Source organism: Actinoplanes sp. CA-252034 (assembly GCF_050956125.1).
GTDB lineage: Bacteria > Actinomycetota > Actinomycetes > Mycobacteriales > Micromonosporaceae > Actinoplanes.
Map to the genome: position 1 here is coordinate 6,356,653 of NZ_CP191846.1, position 12,675 is coordinate 6,369,327.

Here is a 12,675-nt window from a genome sequence, read left to right on the forward strand (position 1 = left end):
ATAACGGTTTTCGGCGACGAGATCGAGGCACACGGAAAGATGGCGCGAAATGGATCGGAAACCTTGCGTACACCGACCGCGCTCGGTAAACCTCATCCACGGAATACCCGTTGGCACCGAGGTGGGCATGCGAGCTACCCGAATGGACGGCCCCGGTCTGGTGCGGGCGGCTCAGGCCGGTGACCGGGCCGCGCGGGACGAGCTCGTCGCGGCGCACCTGCCGATGGTCTACACGATCGTCCGGCAGGTGCTCGGCGGGCATCCGGACGCCGACGACGTCACGCAGGACGTCATGGTGCGGGCGTTGCGGCAGCTGCCGGCGCTGCGGTCGCCGGAGAGCTTCCGCCCGTGGCTCGCGGCGATCGCGTTGCGGCATGTCAGCACCCATCAGCACCGGATGAGCCGGGCCGCCGCGCACACCGCGCCGCTCGACGAGGCGGTGGGTCTCGCCGATGCGGGGGCGGCATTCGAGGACGTCACGGTCTTCGAGGTGGAGCTGTCGGCGCAGCGGCGGCAGGTGCAGCGGGCCGCACGCTGGCTGAACCCGGAGGACCGGGCGCTGCTGTCGCTGTGGTGGCTGGAGGTGGCGGGGCACCTCACCCGGGCCGAGCTGGCCGAGGCGCTCGGAGTGTCGGTGATCCACGCGGGAGTGCGGGTCCAGCGGATGCGTACCCAGCTGGATCTGAGCCGGACCATCGTCGCGGCCCTGGACGCGCGGCCGGTCTGCCCGGAGCTCGACGCGGAGACCGCCGGCTGGGACGGCGTGGCCGGTCCATTGTGGCGTAAGCGCCTGGCCCGGCACGTGCGCGGCTGCCCGGTGTGCTTGCGGGCCGCCGTCGATCTGGTCGAGACCGACCGGCTGCTACCGAACCTGGTCCTGCTCCCGGCCCCGGCGGCGCTGGTGGCGGCGGTTCTGGCCCGCAGCGAGCACACCGGGACGGCCGGCGTGGGCGGGAGCGGCGCCGATGCGGTGGCCGGCGCAGGCCACGGTGGAGCAGCCGCGGCGACCGGGCGGGTCCGGGCAGCGGCCGCGGCGCATCCGGTGGTGGCGACGGTGGCCGCCGGCGCCCTGGCGGCCGGGATCACGGCCGTCGCGGTGGGGCCGACCCGGCCGGAGGAGCCGCCCCCGCCGGGGGTCGCCTCCGCGGCGAGCACCGGCACGCTGCGGACCGGATCGTTCTCGCTGGAGTCGGCGAACGCGGCCGGGCGCTTCGTCTCGGTGAGCGGTGACCTGGGCATGCTGACGCAGGTCGGCCCCGGGACCACGGCCACGGCCCGACGGCAGGCGACGTTCCAGGTGGTCGCGGGGCTGGCCGACGCGCGGTGCTTCTCATTCCGGGTGCAGGACGGCCGCTACCTGCGGCACGCGTCGTGGCGGGTGCGGCTGGACGAGAACATCGGCACCGATCTGTTCCGCGGCGACGCCACGTTCTGCGCCTGGCCGGGTGGGACTCCCGGCACGGTGACCCTGGAGGCGTCCAACTATCGTGGCTGGTTCCTGCGGCACCGCGGCGACGAGCTCTGGGTCGATCAGTCCAAGGGCGCCGACGCCTTCGGCGCGGATGACTCCTTTCTGGTACGGCCACCGCTCGCCGGTTGACCCGAGTCGCGTAAAAAACATTCGCCGGAAAACCGTTATAGGCGCTGTCGCGAGATGGTCGCACGAGTAATCGATAACGACAACTTGATGCGCCGGAATTCATCTGGCAACATCGCACCTACGATTGTTAGCGTTCTCAATCCGAATGTCGGACCATTCCCCCGGTCCGGCGACGATCCGTTCCCCTCACCACGAATCCCCGGGAGAACCTCATGTCGATGGGTGAGCTCACACCCGTACCGTCAAAGGGGCGGCGACCCTGGCGCACTGCTCTCGCCGCACTGGTCCTGCTCGCCGGAGGCGGCGCCGTCGCGGTGACCGCGACCGCCGCGTCCGCCGCGACGATCGACACCAGCGCGTCGTATGTGCTGGTCAACCGCACCAGCGGTAAGGCTCTCGACGTCTACAACCTGGCCACCAACGACGGCGCCCGGATCACCCAGTGGACCCGCAACGACCAGGCGCAGCAGCAGTGGCAGTTCGTCGACTCCGGCGGCGGCTTCTACCGGCTCAAATCGCGGCACTCCGGCAAGGTCCTCGAGGTCTACAGCTTCTCGACCGCCGACGGTGGCTCGATCGTGCAGTGGACCGACAACAACACCACCAACCAGCAGTTCAGCATCCAGGACATCGACGGCTACATCCAGTTGATCAACCGGAACAGCGGAAAAGCCGTGGAAGTGCAGGGCGCCTCCACGGCGGACAACGCCAACATCGTCCAGTACTCCGACTGGAACGGCGCCAACCAGCAGTGGCAGTTGGTGCGGGTCGGCGGCGGCACATCGTCCCCGTCCCCGTCGAACCCGGGCGGCACCTGCGCGCTGCCGTCGAGCTACCGCTGGTCGTCGACCGGTGTGCTGGCGAACCCCCGCTCCGGCTGGGCGTCGCTCAAGGACTTCACGGTCGCGCCGTACAACGGCCAGCAGCTCGTGTACGCCACCACCCACGGCGTCGGCACCGGCAGCGACTGGGGCTCGATGAACTTCGGCCTGTTCTCGAACTGGTCGCAGATGGGCTCGGCGTCGCAGAACGCGATGAACCAGCGAGCGGTCGCGCCGTCGCTGTTCTACTTCGCGCCGAAGAACATCTGGGTGCTGACCTACCAGTGGGGTGCGGCGCCGTTCATGTACCGCACGTCGAGCGACCCGACCAACCCGAACGGCTGGTCCGCGGCGCAGGCGCTGTTCACCGGATCGATCACCGGCTCCAACACCGGCCCGATCGACCAGACGGTCATCGGTGACAGCCAGAACATGTACCTGTTCTTCGCCGGCGACAACGGCAAGATCTACCGGGCGAGCATGCCGATCGGGAACTTCCCCGGCAACTTCGGCTCCTCGTACACGACGATCATGAGCGACACCGCGGAGAACCTCTTCGAGGCGCCGCAGGTCTACAAGGTGCAGGGCCAGAACCAGTACCTGATGATCGTCGAGGCCCAGAGCTCCAACGGCCGCTACTTCCGTTCGTTCACCGCCACCAGCCTGAACGGCTCGTGGACGCCGAACGCGGCGACCCAGAGCAACCCCTTCGCCGGCAAGGCCAACAGCGGCGCCACCTGGACCAACGACATCAGCCACGGCGAGCTGCTGCGTACCAGCGCCGACCAGACCATGACCATCGACCCCTGCAACCTGCAACTGCTGTACCAGGGTCGCGCGCCCGGCTCGGGCGGTGACTACGGTCAGTGGCCGTACCGGCCGGGTCTGCTGACCCGCCAGCGCTGATCCACACGGCGAGACGCCCCTCCCCGGTCGGAGAGGGGCGTCTCGTCATGTGGTGCTAGCAGCCGAACAGCGACTCGCCGTCGGAGTTCTGGACACAGGTGTCGTCGTAGTCGCCACCGTCCAGGAAGTCGACGACCCCGTCCTGCTCGCCGTCCAGGTGGTCGTAGCCACCGTCGCCGTCGAGGCGGTCGGCGCCCGGACCGCCGAAGAGCCGGTCGTCGCCCAGGCGGCCGTCGAGGTGGTCGTCGCCGGCCAGACCGGACAGGATGTCGTTGCGGCTGGTGCCGACCAGGGTGTCGTTGCCCAGGCCACCGACGATGTGCTCGATGCCGAGCACGGTGTCACCCTCGCCCTTGCGGCCGTCGTCCTTCTTACCACTGTCGGAGTCGACGCTGACGCCCTTCTTCCGGCCCGAGTACGAGAGCAGGTCCCGTCCCGCGCCGCCGGAGATCAGGTCGGCGTCCGCCCAGCTCCCGTCATGACCCTGACTGTGACTGTCGTTGCCGGCGCCGCCGTACTCCCGGTCGTCGCCCTTGCCGCCGTTGAGGTTGTCGTCACCCGCGCCGCCTGCGAGGGCGTCGTTGCCGTCCTCGCCGGCCAGGAAGTCACGGTTGCCGTTGCCCCAGAGGCGGTCCGCGCCGCCGCCGCCGAACAGCGAGTCGTATCCGGACCCGCCGATCAGGTCGTCGTTGCCGGAGCCGCCCTTGGCGAACAGCCGCAGGCCGGTCCGGTTGGTGACCTTGTCGTTGCCCGAGCCGAGATCGACGTCGAGATACTCGAAGTCCGTCCCGATCCGGCAGCGCACCCGGGTCTTGTCACCCTTGACCTGCTTACAGCCGTTACCCGCGCGGAGAGTGACCCGGTCGTCGATCGTGACCGTGTCGCCCGAGCGCGTGACGACCACCGAGTTCCGCTTGCCCGAGCCGGCCTTGAACACCAGGTCGACCGCCTCGTACGGTTGGACCCGCAGCTAGGCGATCCCGGTGCTCGCGGCCTGGGCGGGCACAGCGACCGCGCCGACCGCGGCCGTCGCGCCGACCAGGGTCACCCCTAGTCTGCGCAGCCACACGTGTGTGGACATGTGTCGTTCCTCCCCCGTTCGCCGAACTGTTCACCGAACGTGCCGGGATCGTAGATCACTCACGGAAGCACCCCGTCGGTAATTACATGCTTACAGCCTTACACCCTCTATGGTGGACGGATGACGGTCGAATACATCCGGTATCGCATTCCCGGTGACACCACGGCGTTCGAGGAGGCGTACGCACGCGCCGCCCGATTCCTGGCACGGGCGCCCCAGTGCGTCGACTACGAGCTGAGCCGCTGCTCCGACGAGCCGGGTGTCTACATTCTCCGGATCGTGTGGACGTCCGCCGACGACCACCTCAAGGGCTTCCGGGGCGGTGACCTGTTCCCCGGATTCCTGGCCGAGATCCGCCCCTACGTCGGGGCGATCGAGGAGATGCGCCACTACGAGCGCACCGCGGTGACCGGGGCCGGCGGATCGGTGCCCAGCATGTTCGAGTGGGCCGGCGGCACCGAGGCGCTGGAGCGGCTGACCGAGCGCTTCTACCAGCTCGTCACCGCCGACGACGTGATCGGGCCACTGTTCGCCCACATGGATCCCGGCCACCCGAGGCACGTCGCGATGTGGCTGGCCGAGGTGTTCGGCGGCCCGGCCCGCTACACCGGTGAGCGCGGCGGCTACCCGGCGATGCTCGGCCACCATCTCGGCAAGGCGATCACCGAGCGGCAGCGGCGCCGCTGGGTCGACCTGCTCGTCGACGCCGCCGATGAGGTGGGCCTGCCCGCCGATCCCGAGTTCCGGGCCGCGTTCGTGGGTTACCTCGAGTGGGGCACACGGCTGGCGCTCGCCAACTCCCAGCCGGGCGCGACCCCGCCGCGTCAGGCCCCGGTGCCGCTGTGGGGCTGGGGTGTCGCGCCGCCCTACCAGGGCTGACGAATTATCCGAAGGGCCCTCACGTCACGCTTTCGGGCGCGATAGTGAGGGTTCGTGCTCTGTTCTCCACCTGCGTGAGGGGCCCCCGCCGTGGCCACATCGTTCTTCGACGATCTGAGCGTCAACGTCAAGATCCTCGCGGTGGTGGTGGCCGGCGTCGTGGTCGCGGTGGTCGTCGGCGTGTTCGGCCTGATGGAGCTGCGCCACAGCAGCCAGGCAGCCGAGCTGATCCTGACCAGCAACGTGGCCAGCATCAAAGCGGTCGGCGAGCTCAAGACCGCCTTCTACCGGACACGGCTGTCGACGGCCAACCAGGCGATCGCCCAGGACCAGACGGAGATCGGCACCTTCACGAGGGAGTTCGACACCCGGGAGGAGGAGTTCGAGGCAGCGATGGACGCCTACCGGGCGAGCAGTCCCGCGGCGCCCACCGACGCCGTCGACAGCGTGCAGGCGGCCTGGGACTCGTACGTGAGGGTCGCCCACGACGAGCTGCTGCCGGCCGGTGCGCGCAAGGACCTCACCGGATGGGCCCGGGTCCGCAACGAGAAGGTCGCGCCGATCATGAAAGCCGTCGACGCGGAGCTGGTCGCGATGGACGCCGCCGAGACCGCCGACGCGGCCCGTAACGGCGACCGTGCGCACACCGGCTACGAGAACGGCCGGCGAGCCTCGATCATCATGATCGTCGCGGGCGCGCTGCTCGCGCTGGCTCTGGGCGTCGCCGTGGCCCGGCGGATCGTCGGGTCACTGACCAGGGTCAAGGGTGTGTGCGAGGCGCTGGCCGACGGCGACCTGACCCGGACCAGCGGGGTGACGTCGCGGGACGAGCCCGGCCAGATGGCGCAGGCGCTGGACCGTGCGGTGGAGAACCTGCGGCGTACCGTGCAGACCATCGACGGCTCGGCGTCGGCGCTGGCCGGCGCGGCGGAGCAGATGTCCGCCACCGCGCTGCAGATGGCCGCCTCCGCCGATCAGGCGTCGTCGCAGGCGCAGACCGTCTCGGCGGCCGCCGAGGAGGTGTCGCGTAGCGTGGAGACCGTCTCGGCCGGCAGCGAGCAGATGGGCGCCTCGATCCGGGAGATCTCCCAGAACGCCACCGAGGCCGCCCGGGTCGCCTCCGAGGCCGTCGACATCACCTCCGCCACGTCGGCGACGATGAGCAAACTGGGCGAGTCGTCGGCCGAGATCGGCAACGTCATCAAGGTGATCACGATGATCGCCGAGCAGACGAACCTGCTGGCCCTGAACGCCACCATCGAAGCGGCCCGGGCCGGCGAGATGGGCAAGGGCTTCGCGGTCGTCGCCTCCGAGGTCAAGGACCTGGCCCAGGAGACGGCCCGGGCGACCGAGGACATCTCCCGGCGCATCGAGACCATCCAGGCCGACACCACCGGCGCCGTCTCCGCGATCCAGGAGGTCTCCCATGTCATCGCCCGGATCAGCGACTTCCAGACCACCATCGCGTCCGCGGTCGAGGAGCAGACCGCCACGACGGCGGAGATGAACCGCAGTGTCGCCGAGGCCGCGACCGGCGCGAACGAGATCGCGCAGAACATCACGATGGTCGCCACCGCCGCCGAGAGCACCAGCCGGGGCGTCAGCCAGACCCGCCAGGCGACCGACGACCTGGCCCGCATGTCCAGCGAGCTGAACGTCCTGGTCGGCGCCTTCCGCTACTGACGGCGCCCACCCGGTCCGGGCGGGCGCCGCAGCGGGTCGGGCGGGGTCAGAGGGTCGGGGTGACGGGGCGGATCGTGCCGTCGGTGTTGAACTCGAGACGGTCGACGGCGGTCTCCCGGTTGGTGCCGTCACCGGCCGGGACGGCGAACCGGTGGTAGGCGACATACCAGGTGTCGGTGCCGGGCGCCTGCACCACCGAGTGGTGGCCGGTGCCCTTGATGCCCAGGTCGAGGCGCTTCTGCAGGATCACGCCGCGCTTGGTCCACGGGCCCAGCGGTGAGGTGCCGGTGGCGTACGCGACCCGGTAGTCCTCGCTCCGGGTGTCGTTCTCCGACCACATCAGGTAGTAGACACCGTTGCGCTTGATGACGAACGGCGCCTCGTTGTAGCCGGCGGGCGTGATCGTGCGTACTGCGGTGGCGTCGAAGGAGGTCATGTCGGCGTTGAGCCGCACCGCCCGGCACACGCCCTGCCCCCAGTAGAGGTAGGACTGGCCGTCGGTGTCGGTGAAGACCGCCGGGTCGATGGCCTGCCCACCGGAGAACTGGCCGCTGGCGACGAGCGGCCGGCCCAGCGCGTCGCGGAACGGCCCGGTCGGCGAGTCGGCCACCGCCACACCCAGTTGCTTGGCCGTGTTGCCGGTGGCCAGGCCACCGGAGAAGTACAGGTAGTACTTGCCGTTGCGGGTGGCGACGCCGGGCGCCCACGCCGAGTCGTCGGCCCACGACACGTCCGGCCCGTGGTCGAGGATCACGCCGTGGTCGGTCCAGTTGACGAGATCGGTCGAGGAGAACGCCTTGTAGTAGGTGCCGCCCCAGCCCGCGTACCCGTCGGTGGTCGGATAGAGGTAGTAGCGGCCGTTGAAGTTGACGATCTGCGGGTCGGCGAACAGGCCGGGCAGCACCGGGTTCTTCGCGGTCTTCGGCGCCCACGGGGTGGCCGGGCGGAACGAGCTGTCCGCGCGGAACGTCGCGGTGTCCTGATAGGCGTCGAGCCACAGCGCGTAGTCGCGGTGCCGGATCCGCCGGTCCGGATAGTTGTAGGAGGCGAGCGCGACCGAGCCCGCGACCGAGCCGTCGACGGCACAGAAGGTGGCGTCCCCGCGGAACGTCGCGTCGCCGGTGTTGGTGTCCAGGCGCAGCCGGTAGTCACGGTGCCGCAGGAACTGGCCGTTCCTGGCCTGGAACGAGTAGCACGAGGGCGAGGCCAGGCCGTTGACCACGGTGAGGGTGGCGTCGAGCTTGGCCTGCGCGGTGCTGCTCGCGGTGATCGGGTCGATCCGGCCGAGGCTGTCGAGGTGGCGCACGAACCGGCCGGGGTAGTTGACCGACTCCAGCGACCGGGCGCCGGTGGCCAGGGTGGCCGCCTGCGCCGGAGAGCTCGAGAGCACCACGACGAAGCCCGTCATCAGCAGGGACGCGGCGAGCAGAGAGCGGGCGGACATGGGCGTTCCTCCAGGGCGGTGAGCCGACCCCCTGGACGTTAGCGATCACAGATTCACAGTCAACGATCCGAACATGTTCGATCACAGCCGTTCGTGGGATGCACTGTGATCGATAACAAACTGGTCGTCATCCGAAGGTGAGCACCCGGCGGCCGGAGCCCTGGCGTGCCCAGGCGTCCGCGATGCCGGTGACCGGGACCGCCTCATGGGCCACGGTGAGCCGGCCGGCCGTGGCGTGGGCCGCGATCTCGCTGATCATGGTCGCGCGCCGGGCCGGGGACAGGGCGTTGTTGGTGTAGCCGACGACTCGCAACGATCGGCTGCGCAGGGTGGCCGAGTCGATGGGCGCGGTCGCGCCGGCCGACGAACCGAGGTTGACCAGGGTCCCGCCGGGACGCAGCACCCGCAGCGCCGCCGCCGCGGGCTCGCCGAAGACCGGGTCGACGACCAGGTCGGCCGGCCCGTCGAGGTGCTCGATCGTGGTGGCGGTGGCGCCCAGGCTCTCGGCGCGGCGCAGAGCGGTCTCGGAACGGGCCACGGCGATCACCCGGCTCGCGCCGCCGAGCAGAGCCAGCTGGATCGCCGCCTGCCCGACCACCCCGCCGGCGCCGAGCACCAGGACGTCCCGGCCGGACGGCCCGCCGCCCGCGTGCAGCGCGCCGTGGGCCGCCACCGCCGACAGCCCGAGGGCCGCGACCAGCACCGGTGGCGCACCCGGCGGCAACGTGACGACGTCGGCCGACGGGACCGCCACGACCGACGCCATGCTCCCGTCGCCCGGTTGCATTCCGGCTGCGGTGGCGAACCAGACGGCCGTACCGTCGCGAAGGTGCCCGACCCCTTGCACACCGGGCACGTAGGGGGTGGCCGGCGTCCCGAAGTAGCTGGTGCCGGAGGCGCAGAGCAGGTCGAGCGGCGTGATCGGGGCGGCCACCACGTCGATCAGCACCCGACCGTCGCCGGGTTCCGGGGCGGGCCGCCGTTCGAGGGCCGGCGGCCGCCCGCATTCCCGCAGAACGACCGCGTCGATCATGTGGCGATGTCCGGGTACGGCAGCGAGAACCCGGAGAGCGCCGCCCCGTACGCCTTCTGGTATTCGAGGGGTTCGGTGTTGTCCCGCTCGAACAGGGCGATGAACAGCGTCAACGTGAGGAACGGGTGGGCGCCCATCTCGAAGAGCCGCACGTGGTCGTGGCCGATCAGCGCATCCCGTTCCTCAGGGGTGAGCGCCAGCCACGTGCTCGCCTCGTCGCCATGGCAGTTGAGCAGGGAGTTCGCCATCGTCGACTCCCACCAGGTGACCAGCTCGCGCGGGGCTTCCCGGTAGCGTTCGACCAGCTCCGGATCACGGTCGACGGTGAAGAGGAACTTGTTCAGCAGATATCTGCTCATGCCGGCGCTCCCTCGGGATACCAGGTGAAGTAGGCCTCCATCGTGTGGAACAGGTCGAACGTGTCCACATAGTCGGCTTTCGCCCCGGCCCCGGCGACACCCATCATCAGCATGAAGTCCATGAACCCGTGGGTGGCGTTCCCCGGTGCGTGCAGGCTGTCCAGGGTCACCTCCCGCAGGCATCCGTCGAGGTCGCCGTTGGCGATCCACTCGACGGCCCTCTCGTCGAACGCCGGGTCCGGCCCGTGCGGCCCGAACTGCCGTGGCCCTCCGAGCTCCAACGAGAGATGACCGGTTCCGATCACCGCGACCCGCAGGTGCGACGGCCACTGCCCGATCATGGTCCGCAACGCTGAACCGAGCTGTACGAACCGGGTCGGCCGGGGCAGCGGCGGCGCGAAGATGTTGGTGTAGATCGGCACGATCGGCAGGTCCGCCTCGGGCCGCAGCGTGATGATCGGGCAGGTGATGCTGTGGTCGATGCGCAGCTCGTTGCTGAACGCGAGGTCGAACCCCTCGTCCAGGCCGGCCCGCAGGATGTGCGACGACAGGTCCTCCTGGCCTTTCAGCGTCATCCGCGGCAGGCCGAACTCGCGCTCCTCGTTGTACCAGTTCGCGTCGTACATCGGCGCCTTGCCGACCAGGAACTGCGGCATGTTGTCCAGCCACAGCTGGTGGAAGTGGTCAGAGCCGACCATCACCAGGACGTCCGGGTTGGCGCGGGTCAGCGTCTCCCGAAAGGCGAGGATCTTGGCCGTCCACTCGTCGGCGAACGGCGGGCGGTCCTCCCCGGTCGACGTGCTGGCCCGGTAGTAGAAGGGGTGATGTGTCGAGGCGATGACCGCGACGATGCTGGCCATGTGGCTCCTTCCTATGCCTCGTAGACGGCGTTGCGGTCGACGGTCAGATAGATCTGGTCGGCGATGGGGCGGCGACGTTCCTCGGCGATCTGCCCGAGAAGGCCCGCGGCGCGGGCGAGCAGCGCGAAGCCGCGCAGCATCTCGACCGGCAACCCCAGATCGGCGAGGGCGGCGCCGCAGACTCCGGCGCCGTTGAGCGGCAGCCTTCGATTCAGGACCTGCGGGTGTACGCGACCGATCGCCTCGAACAGACGCAGGTGAGGCCCGTAGATGCCCTCCTCGGTGGCGATCCGGATCAGAACCGGGGTCCGCGGGTCCTCGACCTTGTGCACGGGATGCCCGAGGCCCGGCACGAATCGCTTCTCCGCCCTGGCCCTCGTCACCGCGGCCAGCGCGATCGCGTCGACGTCGTCACCGTCGGCGCCGGCCAGCTCGGCGGCCAGGAATCGGCCACAGTCCTCGGTCACGCCGAGGAATCGCGAGCCGCCGCCGAGCAGCCCGGCCGCGAGCGCTCCCTGCAGGGAATCAGGGGCGGAGAGGTACGTCAGACGCGCCACGATGGCGGTCGGTGTGAACCCGTGATCGGCCAGCGCCACGAGCACCGCCTCGAACAGGCGCACCTCCCCCGCGCTCGGCCGGCGCCCGGCGACCAGCCAGAACGCCAACTCCCCGAACCCGACCCTCCCCATCAGATCGGCCGCGAGGTCCTGCCCGAGCAGCGAGATGCTGTCGCTGTCGGAGGTCCCGAGTCCGGTGGGGAACCTCAGTTCGTCAGCCATCGACGGATCTCCTCGCCGTGTTCGTCCAGTCCGGGCGGCGGCAGCTCGTACCGCGCCGGGGTCTCCGAGAACGTGATGGGGTTGCGGACGCCGGGCACGCCGCCCACGGTGACCACCGGATTCAGGCCGAGCTCCTCGGCCATGGCGACGCCGCCGTCGATGGTGTTGATCGGCGCACAGGGCACCCCGGCCGCCATCAGGTCGCGGAACCACTCGTCGCGGGTCCTCGTCAGGAGGCGTTCCACGAGGATCGGCCGCAGTTGTTCGCGATTGGCCGTACGGTCCTGGTTGCGGCCGAATCGTGGATCCTCCGGGAGCCCGTCGAGCCCGAGGACCCGGCACAGCTTGCGGAACTGCCCGTCGTTGCCGGCGATCACGATCAGCTCGCCGTCGCGGACCGGCAACGGCTCGTACGGAAAGAGGCTCGGGTGCGCGTTGCCCATCCGGTAGGGAACGGTGCCGCCGGCCACGTACCCGCTGGAGTGGTTGACCAGGCCGGACAGCGCCGAGCTGAGCAGGTTGACCTCGACGTGCTGGCCGCGTCCGCTGTCGGCGCGCCGGTGCAGGGCGGCCAGGATGCCGATGTTCGCGTGCAGCCCCGCCATCACGTCGAAGACCGAGATCCCGGCGCGGAAGGGCGAGCCGTCCGGATCACCGGTGAGGCTCATCAGCCCGGAGATCGCCTGCACCATCAGGTCGTAGCCGGGCATGGCGGCTCCCGCGCCGGCGCCGAAGCCGCTGATGCTGGCGTAGACGATGCGCTCGTTGGCCGCGGCGACGGTGTCGTAGTCGAGGCCGAACCGGGCCAGGCCGCCGGGACGCATGTTCTCGATCATCACGTCCGCGCGGCGGGCCAGCTCCTGGGCGGCGGCGCGGTCGTCCGGGTCCTTGAGGTCCAGCACGATCGACCGCTTGTTGCGGTTGATGCCCAGGTAGTAGGTGGAGACGTCGTCACGGACCGGTGGCATCCACGTGCGGGTGTCGTCCCCGCCCGGTCCCTCCACCTTGATCACCTGCGCGCCGAGGTCGGCCAGGAGCATCGTCGCGTACGGCCCGGCGAGGATCCGGGAGAAGTCGGCGACGAGCAGGCCGTCCAGTGGGCCCTTGGGTTGCTCAACCATCAGTACCGCCCGTTCTACGGACACCTGTCCGCCAAACCAGACTGCTCGCCATCATGAGCCGTGTCAACCACTACGTCACCGCGTCGAAACAAATCCTTGACAACGCAAG

General features: G+C 70.0%; 11 protein-coding genes. 4 read left to right on the top strand and 7 right to left on the bottom strand.

What is annotated here, in order from left to right; translation table 11 throughout:
- The first annotated feature begins 127 nt into the window (after nt 1-127).
- Nucleotides 128-1,600, top strand: coding sequence for a sigma-70 family RNA polymerase sigma factor (locus ACQPZW_RS29350; RefSeq protein WP_433789257.1), 1,473 nt, complete (start codon nt 128-130; stop codon nt 1,598-1,600).
- Between the two features lie 212 nt (nt 1,601-1,812).
- The gene (locus ACQPZW_RS29355; RefSeq protein ID WP_433789258.1) at nt 1,813-3,327 is read left to right on the top strand and encodes a non-reducing end alpha-L-arabinofuranosidase family hydrolase; all 1,515 of its coding nucleotides are present in this window, start codon (nt 1,813-1,815) and stop codon (nt 3,325-3,327) included.
- Nucleotides 3,328-3,382: 55 nt separating this feature from the next.
- Here ACQPZW_RS29355 and ACQPZW_RS29360 read toward each other — a convergent pair whose 3' ends face one another.
- A complete protein-coding gene (locus tag ACQPZW_RS29360; RefSeq protein WP_433789259.1) occupies nt 3,383-4,264 on the bottom strand; it encodes a calcium-binding protein in 882 nt (293 codons plus the stop codon).
- Nucleotides 4,265-4,528: 264 nt separating this feature from the next.
- On the opposite strand from ACQPZW_RS29360, the gene ACQPZW_RS29365 reads away from it, so the two are divergent.
- Together ACQPZW_RS29365 and ACQPZW_RS29370 are read left to right on the top strand one after the other, a co-directional pair.
- A complete protein-coding gene (locus ACQPZW_RS29365; protein WP_433789260.1) occupies nt 4,529-5,287 on the top strand; it encodes a group II truncated hemoglobin in 759 nt (252 codons plus the stop codon).
- A 90-nt stretch (nt 5,288-5,377) separates the two neighbouring features.
- On the top strand, nt 5,378-6,970 hold the full coding sequence (locus ACQPZW_RS29370) for a methyl-accepting chemotaxis protein (protein WP_433789261.1): 1,593 nt from the start codon (nt 5,378-5,380) through the stop codon (nt 6,968-6,970).
- 46 nt (nt 6,971-7,016) lie between these two features.
- On the opposite strand, the gene ACQPZW_RS29375 is transcribed toward ACQPZW_RS29370, so the two are convergent.
- The 6 genes from ACQPZW_RS29375 to ACQPZW_RS29400 form a co-directional block, all read right to left on the bottom strand.
- A complete protein-coding gene (locus ACQPZW_RS29375) occupies nt 7,017-8,414 on the bottom strand; it encodes a family 43 glycosylhydrolase (protein ID WP_433789262.1) in 1,398 nt (465 codons plus the stop codon).
- Nucleotides 8,415-8,541: 127 nt separating this feature from the next.
- Entirely contained in the window at nt 8,542-9,447 is a 906-nt protein-coding gene (locus ACQPZW_RS29380; RefSeq protein ID WP_433789263.1) for a quinone oxidoreductase family protein, read from the bottom strand.
- On the bottom strand, nt 9,444-9,806 hold the full coding sequence (locus ACQPZW_RS29385; RefSeq protein ID WP_433789264.1) for a hypothetical protein: 363 nt from the start codon (nt 9,804-9,806) through the stop codon (nt 9,444-9,446). Before ACQPZW_RS29385 ends, ACQPZW_RS29380 begins: the two co-directional genes overlap by 4 nt.
- Nucleotides 9,803-10,666, bottom strand: a complete 864-nt coding sequence (locus tag ACQPZW_RS29390) for an extradiol ring-cleavage dioxygenase (protein ID WP_433789265.1) — start codon at nt 10,664-10,666, stop codon at nt 9,803-9,805. The genes ACQPZW_RS29385 and ACQPZW_RS29390 overlap by 4 nt, the downstream gene beginning before the upstream one ends.
- A gap of 11 nt (nt 10,667-10,677) precedes the next feature.
- Complete coding sequence (locus ACQPZW_RS29395; protein ID WP_433789266.1) at nt 10,678-11,445, bottom strand: citryl-CoA lyase; 768 nt, start codon at nt 11,443-11,445, stop codon at nt 10,678-10,680.
- Entirely contained in the window at nt 11,430-12,566 is a 1,137-nt protein-coding gene (locus tag ACQPZW_RS29400; RefSeq protein WP_433789267.1) for a CaiB/BaiF CoA transferase family protein, read from the bottom strand. The genes ACQPZW_RS29395 and ACQPZW_RS29400 overlap by 16 nt, the downstream gene beginning before the upstream one ends.
- Nucleotides 12,567-12,675 lie beyond the last annotated feature (109 nt).

Excerpts from the sequence above, each read along its gene's own strand:
- ACQPZW_RS29350 (WP_433789257.1), top strand. The coding sequence starts at position 128 with ATGCGAGCTACCCGAATGGACGGCCCCGGTCTGGTGCGGGCGGCTCAG.
- ACQPZW_RS29355 (WP_433789258.1), top strand. The coding sequence starts at position 1,813 with ATGTCGATGGGTGAGCTCACACCCGTACCGTCAAAGGGGCGGCGACCC.
- ACQPZW_RS29365 (WP_433789260.1), top strand. The coding sequence starts at position 4,529 with ATGACGGTCGAATACATCCGGTATCGCATTCCCGGTGACACCACGGCG.
- ACQPZW_RS29375 (WP_433789262.1), bottom strand. The coding sequence starts at position 8,414 with ATGTCCGCCCGCTCTCTGCTCGCCGCGTCCCTGCTGATGACGGGCTTC.
- ACQPZW_RS29380 (WP_433789263.1), bottom strand. The coding sequence starts at position 9,447 with ATGATCGACGCGGTCGTTCTGCGGGAATGCGGGCGGCCGCCGGCCCTC.
- ACQPZW_RS29385 (WP_433789264.1), bottom strand. The coding sequence starts at position 9,806 with ATGAGCAGATATCTGCTGAACAAGTTCCTCTTCACCGTCGACCGTGAT.
- ACQPZW_RS29390 (WP_433789265.1), bottom strand. The coding sequence starts at position 10,666 with ATGGCCAGCATCGTCGCGGTCATCGCCTCGACACATCACCCCTTCTAC.
- ACQPZW_RS29395 (WP_433789266.1), bottom strand. The coding sequence starts at position 11,445 with ATGGCTGACGAACTGAGGTTCCCCACCGGACTCGGGACCTCCGACAGC.
- ACQPZW_RS29400 (WP_433789267.1), bottom strand. The coding sequence starts at position 12,566 with ATGGTTGAGCAACCCAAGGGCCCACTGGACGGCCTGCTCGTCGCCGAC.